Source organism: Bacillus sp. DWP3-1 (genome assembly GCF_049896565.1).
GTDB lineage: Bacteria > Bacillota > Bacilli > Bacillales > Bacillaceae > Bacillus.
In genome coordinates this window covers 46,930-70,815 of sequence record NZ_JAFCUN010000003.1, presented here as the reverse complement: position 1 = coordinate 70,815, position 23,886 = coordinate 46,930, and the positions used below count along the sequence as shown (strand labels likewise).

General features: G+C 40.8%; 21 protein-coding genes and 1 other annotated feature. Of the genes, 9 read left to right on the top strand and 12 right to left on the bottom strand.

Annotation, left to right across the window (positions count from 1 at the left end):
- Positions 1 to 38 precede the first annotated feature (38 nt).
- The 4 genes from ACP7A0_RS08010 to ACP7A0_RS07995 are packed head-to-tail and all read right to left on the bottom strand — an operon-like array spanning position 39 to position 2,065.
- Entirely contained in the window at positions 39 to 425 is a 387-nt protein-coding gene (locus ACP7A0_RS08010; RefSeq protein ID WP_024423577.1) for a phage holin family protein, read from the bottom strand.
- Positions 426 to 620, bottom strand: coding sequence for a PspC domain-containing protein (locus ACP7A0_RS08005; RefSeq protein WP_060597366.1), 195 nt, complete (start codon positions 618 to 620; stop codon positions 426 to 428).
- Positions 621 to 626: 6 nt separating this feature from the next.
- Positions 627 to 1,718: a DUF4097 family beta strand repeat-containing protein gene (locus ACP7A0_RS08000; RefSeq protein ID WP_106030548.1), complete on the bottom strand. Its 1,092-nt coding sequence runs from the start codon at positions 1,716 to 1,718 to the stop codon at positions 627 to 629.
- Between the two features lie 11 nt (positions 1,719 to 1,729).
- A complete protein-coding gene (locus tag ACP7A0_RS07995; protein WP_034660105.1) occupies positions 1,730 to 2,065 on the bottom strand; it encodes a DUF4870 domain-containing protein in 336 nt (111 codons plus the stop codon).
- Between the two features lie 195 nt (positions 2,066 to 2,260).
- Between ACP7A0_RS07995 and ACP7A0_RS07990 the strand changes: the two genes are divergently transcribed.
- On the top strand, positions 2,261 to 2,491 hold the full coding sequence (locus tag ACP7A0_RS07990; RefSeq protein WP_034660106.1) for a hypothetical protein: 231 nt from the start codon (positions 2,261 to 2,263) through the stop codon (positions 2,489 to 2,491).
- Positions 2,492 to 2,718: 227 nt separating this feature from the next.
- On the opposite strand, the gene uvrA is transcribed toward ACP7A0_RS07990, so the two are convergent.
- From uvrA to ACP7A0_RS07975, 3 genes are all read right to left on the bottom strand, one after another.
- On the bottom strand, positions 2,719 to 5,595 hold the full coding sequence (gene uvrA / locus ACP7A0_RS07985; RefSeq protein ID WP_060597368.1) for an excinuclease ABC subunit UvrA: 2,877 nt from the start codon (positions 5,593 to 5,595) through the stop codon (positions 2,719 to 2,721).
- A gap of 7 nt (positions 5,596 to 5,602) precedes the next feature.
- Positions 5,603 to 7,588 carry an excinuclease ABC subunit UvrB gene (gene uvrB / locus ACP7A0_RS07980; RefSeq protein ID WP_034660110.1) on the bottom strand — a complete coding sequence of 662 codons (1,986 nt, stop codon included), beginning with the start codon at positions 7,586 to 7,588 and terminating at the stop codon, positions 5,603 to 5,605.
- Positions 7,589 to 7,883: 295 nt separating this feature from the next.
- Positions 7,884 to 8,129, bottom strand: a complete 246-nt coding sequence (locus ACP7A0_RS07975; protein ID WP_012011392.1) for a CsbA family protein — start codon at positions 8,127 to 8,129, stop codon at positions 7,884 to 7,886.
- Between the two features lie 284 nt (positions 8,130 to 8,413).
- On the opposite strand from ACP7A0_RS07975, the gene ACP7A0_RS07970 reads away from it, so the two are divergent.
- The 6 genes from ACP7A0_RS07970 to ACP7A0_RS07945 all read left to right on the top strand — a co-directional run bounded on the left by ACP7A0_RS07970 (position 8,414) and on the right by ACP7A0_RS07945 (position 16,339).
- A complete protein-coding gene (locus tag ACP7A0_RS07970; RefSeq protein ID WP_375566400.1) occupies positions 8,414 to 10,945 on the top strand; it encodes a PEP/pyruvate-binding domain-containing protein in 2,532 nt (843 codons plus the stop codon).
- Between the two features lie 90 nt (positions 10,946 to 11,035).
- The gene (locus ACP7A0_RS07965; protein WP_060597371.1) at positions 11,036 to 11,608 is read left to right on the top strand and encodes a TetR/AcrR family transcriptional regulator; all 573 of its coding nucleotides are present in this window, start codon (positions 11,036 to 11,038) and stop codon (positions 11,606 to 11,608) included.
- 40 nt (positions 11,609 to 11,648) lie between these two features.
- Positions 11,649 to 12,983, top strand: a complete 1,335-nt coding sequence (locus ACP7A0_RS07960; protein WP_106039043.1) for an MFS transporter — start codon at positions 11,649 to 11,651, stop codon at positions 12,981 to 12,983.
- A gap of 277 nt (positions 12,984 to 13,260) precedes the next feature.
- Positions 13,261 to 14,244: a YncE family protein gene (locus ACP7A0_RS07955; RefSeq protein WP_106039042.1), complete on the top strand. Its 984-nt coding sequence runs from the start codon at positions 13,261 to 13,263 to the stop codon at positions 14,242 to 14,244.
- Positions 14,241 to 14,927: a response regulator transcription factor gene (locus ACP7A0_RS07950; protein WP_106039041.1), complete on the top strand. Its 687-nt coding sequence runs from the start codon at positions 14,241 to 14,243 to the stop codon at positions 14,925 to 14,927. The genes ACP7A0_RS07955 and ACP7A0_RS07950 overlap by 4 nt, the downstream gene beginning before the upstream one ends.
- A complete protein-coding gene (locus ACP7A0_RS07945; RefSeq protein WP_426004787.1) occupies positions 14,924 to 16,339 on the top strand; it encodes a HAMP domain-containing sensor histidine kinase in 1,416 nt (471 codons plus the stop codon). Before ACP7A0_RS07950 ends, ACP7A0_RS07945 begins: the two co-directional genes overlap by 4 nt.
- A gap of 209 nt (positions 16,340 to 16,548) precedes the next feature.
- Here the strand turns inward: ACP7A0_RS07945 and ACP7A0_RS07940 are convergent, their stop codons facing one another.
- Both ACP7A0_RS07940 and ACP7A0_RS07935 read right to left on the bottom strand, forming a co-directional pair.
- Entirely contained in the window at positions 16,549 to 17,898 is a 1,350-nt protein-coding gene (locus ACP7A0_RS07940; RefSeq protein ID WP_034660121.1) for an amino acid permease, read from the bottom strand.
- A 75-nt stretch (positions 17,899 to 17,973) separates the two neighbouring features.
- Positions 17,974 to 18,198 (bottom strand) — a binding site (T-box leader).
- Positions 18,199 to 18,288: 90 nt separating this feature from the next.
- Positions 18,289 to 18,963: an NAD(P)H-dependent oxidoreductase gene (locus tag ACP7A0_RS07935; RefSeq protein WP_034660122.1), complete on the bottom strand. Its 675-nt coding sequence runs from the start codon at positions 18,961 to 18,963 to the stop codon at positions 18,289 to 18,291.
- 229 nt (positions 18,964 to 19,192) lie between these two features.
- Between ACP7A0_RS07935 and ACP7A0_RS07930 the strand changes: the two genes are divergently transcribed.
- On the top strand, positions 19,193 to 19,558 hold the full coding sequence (locus ACP7A0_RS07930; protein ID WP_034660123.1) for a winged helix-turn-helix transcriptional regulator: 366 nt from the start codon (positions 19,193 to 19,195) through the stop codon (positions 19,556 to 19,558).
- 10 nt (positions 19,559 to 19,568) lie between these two features.
- Here the strand turns inward: ACP7A0_RS07930 and ACP7A0_RS07925 are convergent, their stop codons facing one another.
- From ACP7A0_RS07925 to ACP7A0_RS07915, 3 genes are all read right to left on the bottom strand, one after another.
- On the bottom strand, positions 19,569 to 20,756 hold the full coding sequence (locus tag ACP7A0_RS07925; RefSeq protein ID WP_340973887.1) for a PDZ domain-containing protein: 1,188 nt from the start codon (positions 20,754 to 20,756) through the stop codon (positions 19,569 to 19,571).
- Between the two features lie 68 nt (positions 20,757 to 20,824).
- On the bottom strand, positions 20,825 to 21,178 hold the full coding sequence (locus tag ACP7A0_RS07920) for a swarming motility protein SwrAA (RefSeq protein WP_007500014.1): 354 nt from the start codon (positions 21,176 to 21,178) through the stop codon (positions 20,825 to 20,827).
- A gap of 344 nt (positions 21,179 to 21,522) precedes the next feature.
- Positions 21,523 to 22,971: a S41 family peptidase gene (locus ACP7A0_RS07915; RefSeq protein WP_106156652.1), complete on the bottom strand. Its 1,449-nt coding sequence runs from the start codon at positions 22,969 to 22,971 to the stop codon at positions 21,523 to 21,525.
- 153 nt (positions 22,972 to 23,124) lie between these two features.
- Between ACP7A0_RS07915 and ACP7A0_RS07910 the strand changes: the two genes are divergently transcribed.
- Positions 23,125 to 23,865 carry a sulfite exporter TauE/SafE family protein gene (locus tag ACP7A0_RS07910; protein WP_034660126.1) on the top strand — a complete coding sequence of 247 codons (741 nt, stop codon included), beginning with the start codon at positions 23,125 to 23,127 and terminating at the stop codon, positions 23,863 to 23,865.
- Positions 23,866 to 23,886: the final 21 nt, after the last annotated feature.

Below are 23,886 nucleotides of genomic sequence, written 5' to 3'. Positions count from 1 at the left end.
GAAACGGAGAAACGATACAAAATGGTACAAAAAAACCGTTAGCTTTTTTTCGCTAACGGCTCCACAATTCCTTTTTGTATCAACAGATGGAAAATGGATAAAATGACAGCCATCCAAATGGCCGTTCCAAACCCATCAATGTTAAAACTATCACCCATAAAGCTCGATGTCATCATCAATGTGATGGCATTAATCACAAACAAGAACAATCCTAGTGAAAGGACGGTTACTGGAAGCGTTAAAATGATCAAAAACGGCTTCACTAAAATATTGAGCAAGGATAAAATGATACTTGCGACAATGGCTGCCCCAAACCCTTCAATATATACGCTTCCGAGCCCTGGCAGAATGCCTGAATCAAAATATCCAGCAATGACGATTAAAAGTAATGCATTTACTAAAATACTGACGATCCATCTAAGCATTTAGTTAGTGCCTTCTTCCGGAACAACAAAATACCAGATGAAGTAGACCAGGAAGATAGGCATAAATGCTGTCAAAAATCCGATGATGACCGTTAAAATGCGAAGCAGGGATGCATCGACACTTAAGTATTCGGCAAGTCCACCAACAACACCCGCTATTTTTTTATCTGTTGCTGAACGATAAAGCTTCTTCATGTAGAATCACTCCTTGTCTGATTGGTGCTTTACTTGAATTGAACCTGTTTTTGTTTCTGCAAAAATGGATATACTGTTCACTGCCTGTTGATTGGCTTTGATCATTTTCTCTTTTTGTAATGTTTCATTTTTCTCTTTAATCATCTCTGCATCAAGCAAATCATGAGAAATAGACCCAAGATTGCTTTTCAGTTCAGCGGTCACTGCACACGCACGCGGGATCTGGACGTCCACACTGCCTGTTGTCGTTTTCGCATAAATGGAACGGCACTTTTCATCCGACAGCTGAACAGCAATGTTTCCGTTAAAGCTTTGGGCATCAATTGATTCACTTTTCCCGCGCAGGTCAATGAGCCCATTGATGGTTTCTACTTCAATCATACCACACTCGTGATCCGCCAGTTTAATTTGTCCGTTTGCTGTTTCAATTCCGACCTTTTCTGCCTGTAACGAGGCAAAAGAGACAACACCATTGGTGGTTTTCGCAGCAAGTTCTTTTGTCTTTAGCTTTTCCCCGCGAATCGGACCATTAAACAGTTTAACCTTGATTTTATCGTATTGGATACGAGGTACATATAAAGTGACATTGACTTTCATCGTCTTCTTTTCGGTCCGTATAAAAAATTTATCCCCTTCCAGGCCGCAGTCCAATTGATTGAGAAATTGCTGTCTTGCCTGCTCTCCGTCCTCTGCACGGTAGATTTTCGCATGGCACTCTGCACGAATATCCCCATCGTCCCAAGGCATCACATTGAGACTGCCGTTCGCCAATTGAATATCTAAATGAGAGAGCGTGGCGTCTTTGAACTGAAAAATGTGCTCAACGTCGACCGACTGTCCAAAGTTTAAATCAAGATCTACGTCTTTCACCTTTTTCACCGCAGAATCTAACCAGCCAAACAGCTTTGCACCAAGATTTTCAGTACCAGTTCCTTTGCTCTCTGTGCCAGCTTTTTCTTCATGAAAGGTGTGATCAGCTGTAGACTTTTCTAATGAAACAGACTGACTTTCTTCTAGTTTTTCAAGCAGCGTAATCGCTTCTTTTGCCGATAATGTCCCGTCTTCTACTAATTTTAAAATGCGTTCTTTTTCATTCATACAAAGCCCTCCTACGATTTGATGGATTGAAGTACTTTAATACCTTGAATGATATTCCAAATGACAGAGATCAAAAAGCCAATGGCGACTAAAAAGGACAAGATGAGCATCGTGATCACTGGAATAAGTGAGTCACTTGCCTGTGTCGCCAATAAAAATGGGATAGATCCAAAAACCAGTATCACGCACGCTGCGACTGGCAAAAGGTGTGACCACAATGCCCGCATCGCGTGCCGTTTCGTTTCCTTTTGATCAACTACAAAATATGCCACGATCGGTACAATAAACGGCATAAAAAATACACTAAAATAACAAATAGATGCAATGATCGACTGATCTCTATTCATATATTCGCTCCTTCATGATGAAAATTCCTTTCTCACTCATACGTTTATTGCGTATCAAAAGTTTCAAAATCATTCGAATTACATATGACCTTAGACACAAATTATATCTTTTTGCACCTAAGTATAGATTCTTCACGGATTACCCTTTAAAATATGTTGAAAAGATGGTGATTATCATTATAGGGGGTAATTATTTTGACAGATCATCATAATACTAACCACACGGCTCAAACGCTTTTAGACCTTATACAGAAACAGAAAAGCATGAACAGCGATATGATCAGGGAGCTTGAGACCATTCATCCGTCTCATCCAAAGTATGGTGATATCCGTTATTTAAAAGTACTGCTCGACAGCAGCAGCACCCATATTTTAAAGGATTTAACGCAACTCAGTCATTTAATGCCGAAGGAAGATGCGCAATAAAAGAAAAACCCCTCTTAACGAGGGGTTTCAGCGTGTAGGCAAACCCTCGCATTTTTTGTCAGGACTGCGCGCTGGTGCTCCCGAATGTCAAATTCGCTCCGCGCCAGTGCTCATCCTTCCTAGACTTCAAAGGTTTTCTATCACACTGAAAAGAAGACAAAGGGCTAAAATAAACATCATTTTAGCCCTTTGTCAACAATCTGAAACCCCTCTTAACGAGGGTTTTTTTATGATGACGTTACACTTTCTGTTTCTTTGACCAACTGTTTCATTCGTTCACGGTCTCGTTCTAAAATAGGCTTCAAGTATTGACCAGTGTAAGAAGCTTCTTCTTTTGCAATCTGCTCAGGAGTCCCAGAGGCAATGATCGTTCCGCCGCCTGCACCGCCCTCTGGTCCGAGATCAACGAGGTAATCAGCAGCCTTGATAATATCAAGGTTATGCTCAATCACTAGCACCGTATCTCCGTTTTCGACCAAACGCTGAAGCACTTTTAATAAACGGGCAATATCATCCACATGCAGACCTGTTGTCGGCTCGTCTAAAATATAAAGAGACCTTCCGTTTGAACGGCGGTGAAGCTCAGATGCTAATTTCACACGCTGCGCCTCTCCCCCGGACAATGTCGTCGCAGGCTGTCCAAGTGTAATGTATCCTAGCCCAACATCAAAAATCGTTTGAAGTTTCCGCTTAATTTTCGGGATATTCTCGAAAAATTGGAGTGCGTCCTCCACAGTCATTTCAAGGACATCGGCAATGTTTTTCCCTTTATATGTGACCTCAAGTGTCTCGCGGTTATAACGTTTCCCGTGGCACACCTCACAAGGCACATACACATCAGGTAAAAAGTGCATTTCGATTTTAATAATGCCATCTCCACGACACGCCTCACAGCGTCCGCCTTTGACGTTAAAGCTGAATCTGCCTTTTTTATAGCCTCGTACCTTTGCTTCATTGGTTTGTGCAAACACATCCCGCACATCATCAAATACGCCTGTATACGTAGCTGGATTGGATCTCGGCGTACGGCCGATTGGAGATTGATCAATATCAATCACCTTATCTAAGTGATCCATTCCTTTGATCTCTTTGTGCTGTCCTGGCTTCGCCTTCGCTCTGTGCAGTTTTTGCGCAAGTGATTTTAATAGAATTTCATTCACAAGCGTACTTTTCCCTGAGCCGGACACACCGGTCACAGCTGTAAAGACGCCTAGAGGAAACTTCGCATTGACGTTTTTCAGGTTGTTTTCTTTTGCACCTTTGATCTCAATGTAGCGGCCGTCAGGCTTTCTTCTTTCGATCGGCAGCGGAATAAATTTCTCACCCGATAAATATTGTCCTGTTAAAGATTTCTTGTCCTTCATGACTTCTTCCGGCGTCCCAGCTGAAATCACTTCTCCTCCATGAACTCCTGCTCCAGGTCCAATATCAATCAAATAATCAGCGGCCAGCATCGTATCCTCATCATGCTCTACGACAATGAGGGTGTTCCCGATGTCACGCATGTTTTTCAATGTCCCGATCAACCGGTCATTGTCACGCTGATGCAGACCAATGGATGGTTCATCTAATATATAAAGAACACCTGTCAGCCTTGACCCGATTTGAGTCGCCAGACGAATCCGCTGCGCCTCTCCGCCGGATAGTGTGCCCGCTGACCGGCTCAATGTGAGGTAATCTAATCCCACATTATTTAAGAAAGACAATCGTTCTTTGATTTCACGTAAAATGAGCTGGGCAATCTGCAAATCTTTCTCAGACAACTCGATTTCACCATATAAATCAAGGGCATCAGAGACAGACAAATCAGTGATTTCTCCGATATGTTTGCCATTGATCAGAACCGCAAGCGTTTCTTTTTTCAGACGATATCCTTTACATGTCGGACATGGCTGATTGGCCATATATTTTTCCATTTGCTCACGAATATAATCAGAGCTGGTTTCCTTATAGCGTCTCTCAATGTTACGAAGAACGCCTTCAAATTCAATTTCATTTTCACGTACCTGACCAAAATCATTTTCATATTTAAAATAAATCCGTTCAGAGCCGCTGCCATATAAAATTTTATCGAATAAATGCGACGGTATATCCTTCACTGGAATGTCCATGTCGATGCCGTAATGTGTACATACTGCCTCAAGAAGCTGAGGATAGTATTGTGAGCTTTGCGGCTCCCATGGGGCAATAGCATGCTGTCGTAACGTCAAATCCTTATTAGGAATGACGAGCTCAGGGTCAACTTCTAGTTTAGAGCCAAGCCCATCACAGCTCGGGCAGGCACCGAAAGGACTATTAAATGAAAACATTCTCGGCTCAAGCTCACCAATAGAGAATCCGCAGTGCGGACAAGCATGATGTTCACTGAATAACAGCTCTTCTTGTCCAATCACGTCAATCATCACACGGCCTTCACCTAGTCGCAGCGCCGTTTCAAGGGAGTCAGACAGCCGAGCCGCAACACCTTCCTTCACCACGATTCGGTCAATCACGACTTCAATGGAATGCTTCTTGTTCTTTTCAAGCTCGATCTCTTCTGACAGATCTTCCATCTCTCCGTCGACTCTTACTCGAACATAGCCCTGCTTTCGAATTTGATCAAGTACTTTGACATGTGTTCCTTTGCGGCCAGATACAACCGGAGCAAGCACTTGCAATTTCGTTCTTTCTGGATATTCTAAAATACGATCTGTCATCTGCTCAATCGTTTGGGACGTAATTTCAATTCCATGTATCGGACAAATAGGTTTCCCGACTCGAGCATACAAGAGACGTAAATAATCATAGATTTCAGTAACGGTTCCAACCGTTGATCTAGGGTTCCGGCTCGTCGTCTTCTGGTCAATACTAATCGCCGGAGAAAGACCTTCAATGGCATCTACATCCGGTTTATCCATTTGACCGAGAAATTGGCGCGCATACGCTGAAAGAGATTCAACGTACCTGCGCTGACCCTCTGCATAAATGGTATCAAAGGCAAGAGACGATTTTCCTGAACCAGATAAACCCGTGATGACCACTAGCTGGTCACGCGGGATATTCACATCAATATTTTTAAGGTTGTGGGCTCTAGCACCTTTCACCTCTATTCGTTCCATAGCCATCAGGCAATCATCCTTCCGCTTTTAGCTCTAGCAATAGATCTCTTAATTCTGCTGCTTTTTCAAAATCAAGCGCTTTTGCTGCATCTTTCATTTCCATCTCGACCTTTTCGATCACTTTTTCTCGTTCTTTTTTGCTCATTTTTGACAGCTTTGGTGCTGCATTTGTTTCATATTCTTCCGATTCCTCATGTATCTTTGTTGCCTTAATGGCATCTCTGATTTTCTTATGGATGGTTTGCGGAGTAATCCCAAATTTCTCATTATACGCCTCTTGCTGCTCTCGTCTGCGCTTCGTTTCTTGAATCGCAATATCCATTGATTTGGTCATTTTATCTGCATACATAATGACCCGGCCTTCTGAATTTCTCGCTGCACGGCCAATCGTCTGGATGAGGGATCTTTCAGAGCGTAAAAAGCCTTCTTTATCCGCATCTAAAATCGTCACGAGCGACACCTCTGGAATATCCAGTCCTTCACGAAGAAGGTTGATTCCCACAAGCACATCATATTTTCCGAGACGTAAATCTCGAATAATCTCAATCCGCTCAAGGGTTTTAATTTCTGAATGCAGATAATTGACCTTGATTCCGATCTCTTTTAAGTAATCTGTGAGATCCTCAGACATTTTCTTCGTCAGCGTAGTCACGAGCACACGCTCATTTTTCTCAATCCGAGCATGAATTTCTCCAATTAAGTCATCAATTTGACCTTCAATCGGACGCACTTCAATGATTGGATCAAGTAAACCTGTTGGACGAATAATTTGTTCCACAACCTCTGGGGTTTTCTCAAGCTCATAAGGACCAGGAGTGGCAGATACATGCACAATATGGTTGATATGCTTTTCAAACTCATCAAAGGTGAGCGGTCTGTTATCAAGTGCTGAAGGCAGACGGAATCCGTGATCAACCAACACTTGCTTTCTTGCTTGGTCCCCGTTGTACATCGCGCGGATTTGCGGGATCGTCACGTGTGACTCATCGACAACAATCATAAAATCATCTGGGAAATAATCAAGCAATGTGTAAGGTGTTGAACCAGGAGGGCGCAAGGTCAGATGCCTTGAGTAGTTCTCGATTCCTGAACAAAAGCCCATTTCTCTCATCATCTCAAGGTCATATCTTGTCCGCTGCTCAAGGCGCTGCGCTTCTAGCAATTTTCCATTATCTCGAAGCTTTTCGAGCTGCTCCTCAAGCTCTTGTTCAATATTAATAATTGCTTTTTCCATTTTTTCTTCTCTTGTGACGAAGTGAGATGCTGGGAAAATAGCCACATGTTCACGATCACCGAGTATTTCTCCAGTCAGTGCATCCACTTCACGAATACGTTCAATTTCATCACCGAAAAACTCCACTCTGATACAATGCTCATCACGTGAAGCAGGAAAAATTTCAACGACGTCTCCTCGTACTCTGAAGGTTCCGCGCTGAAAATCTATATCATTACGAGAATACTGAATGTCCACCAGCTTACGAAGAAGCTGATTGCGTTCAATCTCCATTTCAGTACGTAAAGACAGCACAAGCTCTCGGTATTCCTCTGGCGAACCTAAGCCATAAATACAGGACACACTGGCAATGATGATGACATCTCTCCGCTCAAATAACGAGGAAGTAGCGGAGTGTCTCAGCTTATCAATCTCATCATTGATGCTGGCATCCTTTTCAATAAATGTATCAGTCTGAGGCACATACGCCTCTGGCTGGTAATAATCATAGTAACTCACAAAATATTCGACAGCATTATTCGGAAAGAATTCCTTGAACTCGCTGTATAGCTGACCGGCAAGTGTCTTGTTATGCGCAATGACAAGTGTCGGTTTGTTCACTTCTTTGATCAGGTTGGATACAGTAAAGGTCTTTCCCGTACCTGTAGCACCTAACAGCGTTTGATGCTGTTTCCCCTGATGGATCCCCTCAACAAGCTTTTCAATCGCCTTCGGCTGATCTCCTTGGGGCTGATAGTTAGAAACTAATTCAAAGCGGTCACTCACATCAAAGCCTCCGTTTCGTTACGAAATCTATCTAATGAATATATTATCATAAAAGAACACAAAAATACGAACTAAAGTTCGGCTCTTACTTGATTTTTATTTCCAATACAGTCATACCCTCTCTTCAATGGCAAATAACCCTCTTACGAAAACCTTCCTTTCAGTATGGAACATTTTGGTGAGAGATATTCGATGAGCAGAAAAAGATCACAAAAAGAAAGCTGCACTCACTAGAATTCGTAAGCACAGCTTAAAAAACGTCACCTTTCGGCCTAGCACGCTCTTGATGATGACATCAATGATGTTTTTCAGCCTTTTCTCTTTTTTCAATTTCTTTTTTAGCCATATATAATGCCCCAGCTACTAAAGAAATTATATCTAATCCCACAATAAAGTAGGTTTCTGTATAGCCCTTCATGTACGAGGCAAATAAAAGCGCTGCTGTTAATGCAATGCCCACATAATGATTATAAGTAACCTTTGAAAATAAAATAACGAGCAGGAAAGGAAAAACAAGTGCAAATATGGCTTTTGTAATCACAAAAACCCTCCCTCTTCTTGGTCTACTTCCTTGATTATAGTAAAGATTGGCATATTGAACAATTCACAGTTTTCAATTTCACCTATTTTTCTTTCTGTTCGGAGACTTTTGTTATAGATATAGAAGGAAATTAGTGAGAATGTCCCCTTTGTAAAGATAGGTCTTTCCGTCTTTGACAGTAACATCCAATACATCCTATGATTAAAATGATAGTGCGCACTATCATTTTAAAAACTATAGAGAGACATACAAATCATTGGCTATTTGGATAAGGGGGCATTCCCATGTATTCAGTTTTATTTCATGCGGCTGAAGAATCCGCAGCACTCGCAGGGGCAAAAGGCCTGAATTTAATTAAATTAAACAATCACGGACTGCCAGTCCCAGATGGATTTATTATCAAAACCAACAGCTTTTCAAGCTTTCTTTCATATCACAACCTGCATCCAACTGAACAAAACCTTGCTAACAAAATCAAAGAAGCATCGTTTCCTTCTCAAATGGAAGCAGAACTCCTTTCGTCCTTTCAATCATTGCGGAAGACTTATCCCTCAGTTGCAGTTCGATCCTCTTCTGTTGCTGAAGATCTCGAAGGCGCCTCATTTGCAGGACAGTACGAGACCTATTTAAATATCAAAACAAATGAAGAATTCTTACAGGCTGTCAAAGAATGCTGGTCTTCTTATTTTGCAGCGAGAGTGACAGAATATAAGGAAGAGATGGATGAAAACGAGGAAGAGATGCCGCTCATGGCTGTTGTCGTTCAAGGATTGATCCATTCTGACGTCTCCGGAGTCATCTTTAGTGAGAATCCCGTATCGGGAAAAACAAATGAAATGATGCTGACAGCAAGCTACGGACTAGGAGAAGCAATCGTCTCCGGGCTTGTGACACCAGACACATTTATTGTAGACAAAGAGACACTTTCTATTGAAAAATCACTTGGAACGAAAGAGCTGCAAATTATTCCTTATCAAGAAGGTGTCATTGAACAGTCAGTAACGGAGGAAATGGCTGGGCAATATTGCCTGAATGATGACGAATTAGTAGAAATCACGCAAATCACCAAACAAGTAGAAGCACTTTATGGACATAGCGTCGATATCGAATTTGGAATAGCAAATGGCACATTTTATTTACTTCAAGCCAGGCCGATTACCGCAGCCCTCTCAAAAGCAGCAGATGAAACAGCGGGTACTTCTTTTCAAATGCAGCCAGATGAGCTGCAGGATTTCTGGATCTCAATGGACGATCATATGCCTGGGCCAACGAGTCCTCTCTTTTCAAGTCTGATCATCCCAGCATTAAAAAGCGGAATGAAGAAAAATGGTGAAAAATATCAAGTACCTGATCTGAATATTAAAAATATCAAGCTTTATAGAGGCCACCTGTACTCAGCACCGTCACTGCCTGAAGCGAGTGCAGAAGCTGCTCCAGTTTTTGATGAGCGCATATTTGAGTTATTTCCGCATTTAAGTGAACGTATGTATGAGATTTTAGAGAAAAATTTCTTTCCCTTTTACGAAAAACTCGATCACCAAATGAAGGAACCTATGACCATTGAAGAAGCCATCATCGGCTTCGAAGAATTAAAGGCTTTTTATATACAAGCCTACGATGATCATTTTGATATTGTCATACCACAAGTTATTCTATCGGCTATGATCGAAGACATGCTTGTGACATATACTGGTGATCAAACACAAGTGGTCCTGCTGCATGAGATGTTGATAGGCGTGATGAACAAATCTCTTGAAACAGACAAGAAGCTTTCTGATTTTGCAAAGAGTGTCCTTCAAGATCCTGAACTTCATCAAGCATTTATGAAGCATGAAAAGAACCCAGAGCTGCTTGATGCACTCAATCACTCGGAAAAAGGCAGACACTTCATTTTGGAATTAGAGGAGTTTCTTCAAGTCTATGGCTGGCGATCTGTTAAAAGTCATGACCTTACGGAAGAAACATGGGTGGAAAACCCTGAGTTTATACTAGATATCATCAGAAACAACATTCAATACCAATGTGATTTTGGTGAAGAATTTGCACAAGCCGTCATCAAAAGACAAGAGACATATGAACATTTTATGAGCCAAGTGAAGGATGAAGCGTTTAAAACAAAATTTGAGACACTTTATCAATTTGCCCTACAGGCCGCTAATATCCGTGATGATCATCACTTCTACATTGATGCCATGTTAGATGCTAAAGCCAGAGTATATCTATTAAAAATTGGCGAACTTCTTGTACAAAAAGGAGCGATTCCTCATCAAGAAGATCTATGGTATCTCTACGATGAGGAGGTACACACAGCGCTCACAACGTCTACAACATTCGATACGGTCATTGCACAAAGAAAAATCGAAATGAAAGAAAATGAAGACATTCAACCACCAGCTTATATGGGCACCCCAACTGAAGCTGAATTGCAGCAAGTGGAAAAAATGCTCGGTTCATTAAGAGAAAATGAAAATAACACAAACGATATGATCTATGGAATTGGCGCATCTAGCGGTATTGTTTCTGGAAGAGTAAAAGTCATTACATGTGCTGAGGAATTCTCACAATTTCAAAAGGATGATATTTTAGTTTGCAAAACAACCACACCTTTATGGACGAGCTTATTTAGAGATGCAAAAGCAGTCATAACCGATGCTGGAGGCATTTTGTCTCATTCAGCTATTATCGCTAGAGAGTATATGATGCCAGCTGTCCTAGGTACCCGAATAGCGACTGAAACACTTCAATCCGGTGACCTTGTGACAGTAGATGGTAGCAATGGACGCATTCAGATATTAAAACAGCATGCACGTGTCTAACTTTATCGTTTTGGGTCATATTGGCGGTCATAGGTTTTATCGGTATACTTACTTTGTTGCAAACACATTCATAACCTGAGGTGAGTATGCTTGTTAAAATCTACAAATCAACGAATCATTCGCGCAACAATGGATTTATTAACTGAAAAGGGCTATCAAAAAACCACAACCAAAGAAATAGCCACAAAAGCGAATGTCAGTGAAGCGACTATTTTTCGCAACTTTAAAAACAAACGCGGCGTCATTGCTGCCATTATGAAAATGAAATCAACACCGACGAAAACCTTAGAAGCAGAATTTAAAGGCGATTTATACACCGATTTAAAGTTTCTCGGTTCCTATTTCCTTGAAGATTTAACTTCAAAAAAAGAATTTATTTATATCAGCATGCGAGAACCGGCTATGTTTAAAGATTTGACCAGTCATGAAAAAATTTATCCTCAAGAACTAAGGGAAATGCTGATACAATATTTCAAAAAGATGAGTGCTCAGCATCATGTCTTAAAAGGAAAAGAAGACATTTATGCAGACATTTTCATTAGTACGTATTTCGGTTTTTTTATTCAGCAGCTAGAGCAAGACTTTCAACTCGTTTTAACACAAAAAGATGATTTTATTGAGACATACACACACATTTTCATGAGAGGAATTTCTCCCGCTTAAAGGGTGGAATTCTTCTTTTTTACAAAAGGTGGTATACACATTGAGGTTACAAAAAGAGAGCTTGATCATCTATTCTTTGTTACTTGGAGCTATACTAGTTCCGGTCAACTCAACGATGATCGCAGTCGCTCTATCATCCATATCAACTTATTATGATCAATCCATTTCAAACATTACTTGGGTTGTCACGATTTATCTTATTGTCATGGCGGTCACTCAGCCTATCGCTGGTAAGTTAGGAGATATATACGGACACCGCCGCATGTATTTAACCGGAGTAACACTCTTTTTAATCGGCTCGATTGGCTGTGCTTTAGCACCTAATCTAGCATTTCTCATCATCTTTCGATCCATTCAAGCAGCTGGCGGGGCTATTTTAACACCGAATAGCATTGCATTGATTCGTGCAACAGTATCACCCGAAAAACTGTCTAAAACAATGGGTTACTTTGGATTTGGTGCTGGTATTGGTGCCGCACTTGGACCTTTTATTGGATCGATTCTCATTCAGAGTTTTGACTGGCATTCCATATTCTTAGTGAATATCCCATTTCTGTTTCTTACACTTGTCACCGGTGTTTTACTCATTCCAAACATAAAGCATACACGCTTACAAGCAAGGGTAGATATCATCGGTTCATTGTATTTAACCATCGGAATTGCCACAATCATTCTATGCACAAAAAGCCAGTTACTAAATGAATATTTAATTTATGGCATTTTAGCATTGATTGTGATTCCTTTATTCTTTAAACATGTACGGAAAGTAAAGAATCCGATCATCGATTTGTCCCTATTTAAAAACAGTTCATTTACAAATGCGAATCTGTCGATCATGCTAAGTAATTTTGTCATGTACGCCATCCTTCTTATTATGCCGCTGTTTATGGAACAACAACTTGCCCTTTCTCATACACAAGGCGGTATGATTCTATCGGTATTTTCGCTTTGTATGTCTCTTAGCGGTTTGCTAGGGGCTAGACTTCATCCGAAAAAAGGCGCGAAAAAAATGATTCGCTTTTCATTTCTCTGCCTCACTTTATCAGGCATCATGTTAATTACACTGAGTCAGTACCCCTCCTTACCACTGCTAATCGTGACACTAATCGCAGGTGGAATTTCATCAGGGATTGGTATGACCAGTATGCAGATGGCTTCTTTAACTGCTGTTGATCAAAGCTTATCTGGTTCGGCATCTGGTATTTTCTCTACCTTTCGATATTTTGGCAGTATCATTTCATCGACATTGATTGGTATCATGAGTGGTTTCCAATCTTTATTTATTGTATTAATGGGCGCAGGAATCCTTGGTTTCCTTTTATCTCAACGCGTCAAAACAAGTTCCACCTCTCCATCATCGGGGCATTCCGCCTAATGACTCCCTGCGCTCTATGTTGATTTAGAGCGGGGGAGTTTTCATCATTTGTATCACTGTAAGCTAGAGCGGGTACAGTAATCAAATATTGAAAATCCTTTTTTAAAGATGAAAAAAAGCCATATGACTAGACAAAAAAGGAACTTTCGATCGAAATTGTCCCCGTTCACCCACCTAAAAGCTGTTTTTCATCTCTTCCAGTACTGATAACTTCGATTTTTTTTCACAATTTTTGTGGTATGCTTTTTGAAAATATAGGACGCAAAGGAGCGGAAGAATGGAACGTGCAAAATATGTTTTGATCTGTTTATCAGCTCTAATATTATTCCTGTCAGGCTGTGGCAAAGACCAGCAATTTAATCCACCTGGCAGCTCTCAATCGATCGCGGTCATCTCTCAATTAAAAAAAGCTTCCTTTTCAATAGTTGATTTACAAAAGAATAAAATGATCTCTTCCGTTGATTTAAAACATCCGCTCACTGACCTTATCCAAATCAACAAAGACGTCATCATTGCAACAAGTAAAGAAGGAGAATCGCTTATCGAAATTAATTTAAAAAAAGGTACAGCAACAGATTATATGGATGTGAATAAAGGGCTGACTTCTCTTACATATGATGCAGCTTCTCACACCTTAATTGCAGCGGATACACAGAAAAATGTCATTTATTTTATTGATACGCAGCGTAAAAAAATAAAAGCAACTGTGAAGACCGGAAAGTTACCTTCTTCTATGACACTTTCTTCTTCAGGTACTTTATTTGTTTTAAATGCAGAAAGTCATACTGTCTCCGTCATAGATATTGAGAAGCAAAAACATATACGTACGTTCTCTGTACTTGAACGGCCTTCTGGTATTCATTTTGATGGAAAGTCCATTTGGGTCGGTGGACACGGTAAACAAGGTACCTTAAATAAAAGCATTTTTTCTTACGACCCAAAAACAGGTAAAAAGCAGCGAGAAATGAAACTAGGCGTTATGCCCGTTGCATTCTTTTCAGAGAAAAATTCTTCTACTTTATATGTACTTTGTCATGGAGATCATACGCTATACAAAGTAGATACAGAGACAAATAAGCAGCTTGCTTCTGTTGAAACTGGTCAAAACCCGAATTATATCACCGCTGATACCACATCAATATATGTGAGTAACTTAGATGACAATTCAGTATCAATTATTGATAAACATACATTCATGATGAAAAATCGACTGAATGTCCCATCAGGACCTTATGCTATCGTGTTGGAGGAAAAGAAATGAAAGAACAAATGAATATTTTAATCGTAGACGATGAGTTCGATATGCTTGAGTTAATCGGATCCTTTTTAAAGAGACAAGGCTTTCACATCATCACAGCTAATAATGGAATGGATGCCTTACGTCAGCTTGAAAAGGAACCCGTTGACCTTGTTGTACTGGATATCATGATGCCTGATATGGATGGATTTGAAGTCTGTCAGCGTATTCGGCAAACATCTCAAATCCCCATTTTATTCTTAACAGCTAGAAGTTATGAGGAGGATCGAATTAGAGGTCTAGAAATTGGTGCGGATGACTACATCATGAAGCCTTTCAGTCTACGTGAGCTTGCAGCAAGAATTGAAACAACCTTGAGACGAATTAGAGGTCTTTCGCTAAAGCGCAGCCGAATACAGATTGGTGACATGGAGATTGATCAGGATGGCAGACAAGTCTATATCCATCAGGAGCCCATTAATTTAACTAGAAGAGAATTCGATTTACTCATGTTTCTTTTACTCAATCAAGGCCAAGTGTTTTCACGAGAACAGCTATATCAAAAATTGTGGGAATCACATTCCACGAGCGGCTCTTTACGAACAGTCGATACACATATCAAAACGCTACGACTGAAATTAAAGGGAGCGGAACGGCATATTAAAACCGTTTGGGGTGTCGGCTATAAGTTTGAGGAGGAAGAATGAAGCCTTTATCGATTAAAAAGAAAGTGCTCTTCTTAATCCTTGTAGTGACCGGAATCGTTGCTGCCTCAGCTCTTGCCCTTACCTATTACTTATACCAGCACTTATATATTGATAAACAGATCGATTCCTTAAGTTTACAAGGTAAAAAGTTGGCACAAATCTATCATAAACACGGGAAAGATACGTATTTTACCGATAGAATAAAATGGGCAAACGACTCAAGTCAGGCGAACATTATTTTTACAGATGACCCAATGGAGCTTTCAAGTGGTCTTCCTTTTGATACGAACACAAATGATAATCTCATTACGTTCAAGGAACGCCAAAAGCTCCTTCAAGGGGAAACCGTCGTGCTGATTAGAGAACACTCACAGTTTCATCAAGATATTCTTGGCATCGCTATCCCTGTTTTCTCAAGCAAAGATGAGCTATCGGGGACAATTTTTCTATCCATGCCCTTATCGGATGTGTATGAACCCTTTGTCCAAATCAGATTGACACTTGGCATATCCATTTTATTGATCCTGCTCCTGATTTTCTTTATCGGATATAAAAGCTCCAATAAAGTCGTGCGGACAATTAATCAAATGAAAGAAATTGCTATGGAAATGGAATCTGGTGATTTTTCAAAACGTATGGCTGTGACCAAAAACGGAGATGAGTTAAACCAGCTGAGCCGCTCCTTTAACAAACTGTCTTCTACCCTTGAAAAAGTTGAGCAGCACCGCAGGGAATTTCTTGCGAATGTCTCTCACGAACTTCGGACTCCGCTAAGTTATATGAAAGGATATGCTGAAGGAATTGAAGAAGGGATCATTGATCAAAAAAAAGGAATGCACATCATCCAGGATGAGGCCGCACGTTTAAGCCGGCTTGTGCACGATCTTTTAGACCTTGCGCAGCTAGAAGGTGATTCTTATCCACTAACGATGGAGCCAATTGTCTTTGCACAGCTGATTCATGACGTTCTTGATCAAATGGCATTTATCGCTAATCAAAAAGGCATTTATCTGAAACGAACACTTGATGAGGATTGTATTGTGTATGGCGATAGCGATCGGCTGCAACAAGTGGTTCGTAATTTACTGGACAATGCCATTCATTACACTCCCTCTGGAAAATCGATCTCGATTGAATTACTAGTTCACCAGCATATGGCTGAATTGAGAGTGACAGATGAGGGCAACGGCATTCCAAAAGAAGACCTTCCACATGTTTCTGAGCGATTTTACCGAGTAAATAAGGCACGTACGAGAAAAGATGGCGGCTCCGGTCTTGGACTAGCCATTGTCTATCAAATCATGAAAAAACATCATGGCACGTTCGATGTTCAATCTGAGCCAGGATGCAGTACGACAGCCATCATTCAGCTGCCAAATACTCCGATCGATGAAAACCTGCCTATGATATAACAAATTAGATTTTATAGGTAGGGTCATTCGCTTGATCCATATATGTGCATCAGTCGTCTAAATTCGAACAGCTATTTTCAGCCCCTTTTTGATCATCTACTTTTATGCATCAATTCCTTTCAAAAGGAGAGTCGATTGCTTCAGTTCAAACAATAAAACTATTAAAAAAGCGTGCCAGACCTTCTTCAAAAGTCCTGCACGCTTTTAAATTAAACAACTGTTTCAAACCGCTTTCTATTGATGAAGAAAGAAAGAGTGATGATGAGATAGATACCCATTGTGACCAAGGTTTGGACGATCGGAGTTGTTGATACTACGCCAATAAAAATGGCAATGATCGCAATGACAGAAAACCATGTCGTGAAAGGATACAGCTTGACGCGATATCCTCCTGGTGCTGTTACGCTTCGAGACTTTAGATGCCCAACAGCAATAATAAACCAGATGAATAAGACTGTGTAGCTTAAAGATCCCATTAAATAATTAAAGGTTTGACTTCCTACAAAAAGAGAGATTAATACGGCTGCATACAAAGTAGATGTACATACTAGAATCGCTCTGACTGGCACCTGCTGTTTCGACAGCTTAGAAAAACCCTTCCATACACGGCCATCCATCGCCTGTGTAAATAGTACCCTTGAAGAAGCATACAGACCAGAGTTCATAGAAGACAAGATCGCTAGTAAAATAATCCCGTTCATGATATCACTTGCATATGGCACACCAATCGTTGCAAACACCGTGACGAATGGACTCACTTGCTCATTGTTTACTTGATTCCAAGGAATCAAGCTGACGATGATGAAGAACGGAAGTACATAAAAACCGATGATTCGTACAAATGTACTTTGAATGGCCTTTGGGATGACTTTTTCAGGGTTTTTTGTTTCTGCTAATGTGACCCCAATCATTTCAGTTCCCCCATATGAATACACGACCACCAGCATTGCCGCAATTAAGCCGCCCGTTCCATTCGGGAAAAATCCCCCGTGGTCGGTTAAGTTGGATAATCCCGGTGCTGCATGCTGTCCGAATGAGACAAACAGCATCGTTAACCCAATGATAATAAATAAAAGAATGACAGCAATTTTTATAGAGGCTAACCAGTATTCTGTCTCAGCAAACATTTTGACTGAACAAACATTGATCAATGTCACAACAAGTGAAATGATTAACACAAGTGTCCATATTGGTACTTGCGGGAACCAGTACTGAATAAAGATTGCAGACACGATCGCTTCTGCTGCAATGTTCAGCACCCACATTTTCCAATAGATCCAGTCTAAGAAATAGGCGGGGTATTTGCCTAACACAGGTTCAATTAAATCACGAAATGTTCTAGCGCCAGGTCGTGCAACCGTCATTTCGGCAAGTCCTTGCATAATAAATAATAAAATAAGACCACCAATCATATATGCCAAAATGACAGCAGGACCCGCGATATCAATGGCAGAACTGCTTCCTTTAAACAGACCAGCACCGATGGCACCGCCAAGTGCGAGCATCATGATATGCCTTGACGTCATTGTTCGTTTTAACTGCACATGTTCCTTTTCCATTTTCTATAGCTCCTTTAAATTTGAATCTTCAGACAAATATAAGATAAAAGCATATAAAAAGGCCAGTCATCTCCTTGAAGAGACGACTGACCTTGCAACCGCGTTACCACTCTTATTGATTCAGACATAGCTGAATCCAACTTGAAACCCGATAACGGAGGTCACACGTAAAGACTTACTATTCATTCAGTCTTGCCGCTCCTTGAGCGAGTTCAATGATTCGTTTTACTGCGTTGCACCATCCCGCAGCTCTCTTAGAAAACGGATATTCATTTACTATTCTCAAGTCAAAGCGTTTTATAGTCAATTTGTCTATTTATCAAAGATTTTATTTTTTAAATATACTGACTAACCACGCAATTGTCAACAGCCTTTTTCAGACATTTTCTTTTAACGAATCCAAACGGCTACTTCATCCATCGGACGACGCGTTTTGCCGCGCTTTGGCTCAATGACTCGATACCCAAAGGCTGCCATGACAGAGATGTCGTACTGACCACCTTCAAGTAATTCTTCTTCCTTAAGAATACGATGAATCTCATCGTAGCTGAATCCCTCAACAGGGCATGAATCAATGCCGATTTGTGCCGCGGCTGTCATCATATTTCCAAGGGCAATATACGTTTGTTTGGAAGCCCAATCGAAGAGCGTACGGTCATTTTCCATCAAATGAAGATCATTCTCTTGGAATTCTTTGTAGCGTTCTTTTACCATTTCAAACGTTTCGTCTGTCATTCCCTTGATTTCCTTGTTGATGTATTCTGCATATGCTGAATCATACCGGGCGTCTGTTCTTGCCAAAATGATCACAAAATGGCTGGCAGTTGGAAGCTGCTTTTGCGCACCCCATGTATATTCTTTTAATTTCTCTCTAAATGCTTCATTTTGAACGACGAGAAATTTCCAAGGCTCAAATCCGACAGAGCTTGGGGAAAGTCTTCCTGTTTCTAAAATGAACGCAAAGTCATCTTCTGGAATCTTTTTCGTCGGGTCGAACTCTTTTGTCGCATGACGGAATTCATACGCCTCAATGATTTCTTTTTTTAATTGCTCTTTGTCTCGCATGGTATTCATCCTTTCTAGTGAACGATTAGGGTGTGAAGTTTCACCAATCCAATTTCTTTCCATTCCCATATAGAAATTGTTATGATAATAAAACAAACAGCCCGAATGTGTGATGTGATATCTCTATGGTAAAAGAAAAGCTTCCATTGATTCAAGTACGCACATTTTTGTTCGTTAGGTACAATCATGTTCGTTTATCACCCATTTCGTCTTAGAAAGGAGTGTAAAGATGAGTGCACCATCCAATCCAGTCAGTATTGTCAATCATGGCTGTCCCGTTTCAACCACAACGAGTGTAATAGGAGGAAAATGGAAAGGAGTGATCCTTTATCATTTGACTTGCGGTCCAAAACGATACAACGAATTACGCCGGCTTCTGCCCAGGATTTCTCAGCGTGTTCTCACGCTGCAATTGCGCGAGCTAGAACAAGACGGCGTTGTTCACAGAAAAGTCTATGAGGAGGTCCCTCCTCGTGTCGAATATTCACTCACTTCTCTTGGAGATACTTTAAAACCCATCATCTTCGCTATGCGTGAATGGGGCGAATCCTATGGAAAAGAAGCTCGCCCAAAAGAAAAAAGCTGCCATCTCTAGCAGCTTTTTTTTATGATGAAATCGCCGTTGATTCTTGCTGTGGATCATCCTTCACAAACAGGATGCCAAGCTGATGATGCTCCCCTTCGTAAGAAGCGCGTTTCTCAAACCTTGTCTGACCATTCAAGCCAATGATCTCAAGCTTTGTCAGAGCACGATTGGTTTGAAGGGCTTCGTAAAATTCCGAAACGGTTTTGACTTCAATTCCATTCACCTTTGTAATGACTTCTCCGATCTCAAGCTTTAAATCAGCTGCAGGTGTATTCGGAATGATTCCCAGCACCATCAGCCCTTGATTACGCTTAGAGAAGTAGAATGGAGCCGCATTGTCATTGACTCTCTGTTTCCATGAGAGGAAAGCTCTTCCGACAATCGCTATCAATACAGCTCCCCATGCAATCGGCTCAAACCAAATACTGGCAGCACCTAGTAAAGCAACAGCGAGTCCAAGCATGAGAATACGCCGTGCCGTAATTTGAATGCTCACAATTGGCAGTGATCCTTGAATCCGCTGCCCGAAACCGATGATGTATGGAATCAAAATAAATGAAAAGCTTTGATCGTGTACTTGAAGCACCGGCCACCATGGCAGAGAAGAAGTAAACTCACCTGCCGGCATCAGCAAAACAAGCGGTAAAAGCCACAGGCGGTTTGCCCGCTGCTGGCCAATCAAAAGTCCTCTCGCACTCATCACCATTGCAGGCGATGTTCGTAAATGCGCCGTTCGATAGGCTAGAATCCCCTCGGTCATTAATAAAAGACCTAGCAAAATAACAACGGCTGATGCATTCATCATTGAGAGCTGCGGCAGCCAAGAATGGCTCACTTGGACATACATTAGTCCAAGTGCCGCAATAAAACTGAAACCGAGTGTGTATGCAGACGAAAGCGCACTCGCCTTAAAGAATAAAGAGCAAACGATGGTCATCGCTGCAATCAGCACGATGAATCCAGGCGGGAGGGCAATCCCTAAGCCTACTGAAATGACGGATAGGCAAATCCCTAGAATCCATCCCTTTGAATATGTAAATTTAAGTTCATCGTATACATCTTCTATTCTTGTTTGAAACGCTTTTCTCTCCCGCTTTACGCGGATGTAGCCATGTAACAGGCTGATTAATATCATGAAATAAAAAAGAGGGTGGATTAAAAACAGACCGACCGCTTTTAATCCAGCTCCCATCCACTCCGAGCTCATTATCGTTCACCGCCCAAGTCAAGCATTTTCTCTTATTCTATCAAATAAATCGATGCTTGACACCAGGTTTATTTCTCCTGATTCATCCAAAGTGTGACATTCGACAGTGAAAAATCTTTTAAGTAGTGATTGACATCTACATCTAGTATGCCGCCGAGCAGCTGCATCGACCTCTTGATGTCGGTTAAGTTTATACCAAGTCTCTTATGATTATCCATTAAATAATTGAAGTATATCTCAGCACAGTCTTCATCGATTTCGTCGACTGATTCTACCGTTGTGTAATTGACCAAGTACCTGCTTAACAGCATGAGCAGACTTAATGCCTTTGTAGCGGAAAACGTCACATCTTTCGTACGACTCTTAAGCTCCTCTACCAACTCGTAATATTTTTTCTCTCTCACAATACTTGCCCTTTTCAATTGTGTACCCCCATTTACTAGTTCTTTTAAGAAAAGCGCAAACCTCGGTACAGCTTAATGCTCAAGCTGAATATCCGCAAAAAATAAAATATTTAAAATGAGTGCTACTTTATATTGTAAGAATTATTTATGTAACATACAACTTTCAAAAGTTTCATTTTCATGACATGTTTAAATCAACAGAAAGTCTCTTATATAAATATGTTATCGGGTAAAATCGAAGGAATGTTATGTTTTTTGTAAAATAAATGAATATATTTCTCGATATAATTTATTTTTAAGAATAAACTATTACATGTTCGTGACACTTATGAACCAAAAAAAAGAGGCATTTATTCGCCTCTTTATTTTTTAAGATATAGTGCTTTTAGTGCAGTCTGCAGTTGAAGATCATTTTTCTCATAGGATTTCACTTCATCCACCATTTTGTTCATCATTTTCGCTGTCTTCAGATCAATCACACCTGATTTATCGAGATTGTATGTGCTTTGGAAGGCTAGAACCGCCTTTTTCGTTTCTTCATCAAAGTAGCCGTCTACTCTGCCGGGGTCGAATGACAATCCCTTTAACAGCGTCTGTGCTTGTCTCACTTCTTCATTGTTCATATCCAGCTGAAGCGGTTCTTTCAGTTGAAGTGGGCCTACGGTAAAGTAATCTGGCTGATGAATCGCAATTGTCGGTACGACACCTTTTTTGTGAATCCAATTCCCTTTTGGCGTGAGCCATTTATACAGCGTTAATTTAATGTTACTGCCGTCACCCATTGGAACCGCCTGCTGCACAGTGCCTTTCCCAAAGGAGACATCACCGACGACTTCATATTTTCCGGCTTCTTTCATAGCACCAGCAAGTATTTCAGAAGCGGATGCACTGCCTTTATCGATTAAGACATTGACTGGATAAGGCTTCTGTTCTTTCCGTTTTGAAAAATACCGTTTCCTGTCGCCGTTCCGTTCTGCAATTTGAATATAAGGCTGATCCTTCGTAATAAAATGCTTCAAAATGTCTTCTACACTTTGCAGATAGCCGCCAGGGTTCCCTCTCACATCCAGCACAAGACCTTCTATGCCCTTTTTCTCGAGTTGTTTCAGGCTTGACGTGAAATCCTTCGCAGTATCTTCAGAAAAGCTAGAGATCGCGATATAGCCCGTTTTATGACCATTTACCTCTTTCACAGAAGAAGTCACGGTTTCAAGCGGAATTTCTTCTCGTTTGATATGGAATGTTAACTCTTTTTCAATCCCATTTCGTCTGATTTTCAGAGCGACAGATGTTCCTTTTTTTCCTCTGATTTTCAGTACAGCATCGTTTAAGCTTTTTTCTTTCATCGGCTCACCATCAATGCTGATGATTTCATCTTTCGGCTTTAGACCTGCTTTTGCCGCAGGGGATTTTTTAAAGGCAGAGACGATAATGATTTTTCCTTCATCCATTCCCACTTCTGCCCCAATTCCCTCAAAAGAAGAATCAAGCGAATCAGAAAATTGCTTGGCGGTTTGCTTGTCCATGTATACTGAGTACGGATCATTTAAAGTTGAAAGCATTCCTTGAATGGCGCCTTCAAGCAGCTTTTGGCGATCCACTTCCTCTACATATTCATTCGATATCAGGTCATAGGCTTTCTCGATTTTCTCCATCCCATTCTCTTTCGCCTTATCACTTGATTGAGCTTGTCCAGCCATTGCAACAGCTGCTTGCGGTGACTCCGCATGAGTTCCCTCTTTATGCGCCATCACCCCTGCACTTATTAATAGAACGACACTTGCCATAATAGATGCGATTTGTTTTTTCATATTTGGCCTCCTTCTTCAACTCTTCCTGATGACCTGAGTTATTATATGCCAGAAGAAGGGATTTCATGTAAAGACATTCTCCCGCGAAGGCTTGACTAATCATTTCATTAGGTGTAATTTTTATTTTGTTATGATCGAGAAGGAGTCTTCGCTATGTATATTATATTGACGATGCTTTTATTAGGAATTTTATTAGGATTTGTAGGAGCAGGCGGGGCTGGTTTTGTCATCGCATTGCTTACGTTAATTTTTGATATCCCTATCCATACCGCACTCGGGACGTCTTTAGCCGCAATGGCATTTACGACGTTATCAGGTGCATACAGCCACTACCGGGAAGGGAATATTCAGCTGAAATCTGGTTTGATTGTCGGAGCTTTGGCTTGTGTTGCTTCTTTTGCAGGAGCTAAGGTTGCTCCTTTTATTCCAGAAGAAAGTCTGCACTATTTAACAGCTGGAATGCTCTTTTTATCCGCTGTGTTTATGATGATCAAATTATTTGTTCTTAAGGAAGACACTGAGCATCAGCCGCTTTCTTCACGTCAGCTGCTCATAAGGGGTATTATTTTAGGACTTGTATCCGGATTGCTGTCAGGTATGTTTGGTATCGGGTCTGCACCATTTATTCAAGTAGGACTTTTGATTTTACTGAGACTTTCCATTCGACAGGCAGTTGGCACGACAATGCTTGTCATAATTCCGATTTCCATTGGTGGTGGAATTGGATATATTACAGAGGGCTATGTTGATTTTATCTTGCTGATTCAAATTTTAATCGGAACAGTATTAGGGGCATTTATTGGCGCAAAATTCACACGCCTTGCACCGAAGCTCTTATTGAAATCGGCTGTACTGTTAACACCTATTATTGCCGGTTTACTGCTGTTATTTTAATTTCATTTAGAATCAAAAAGG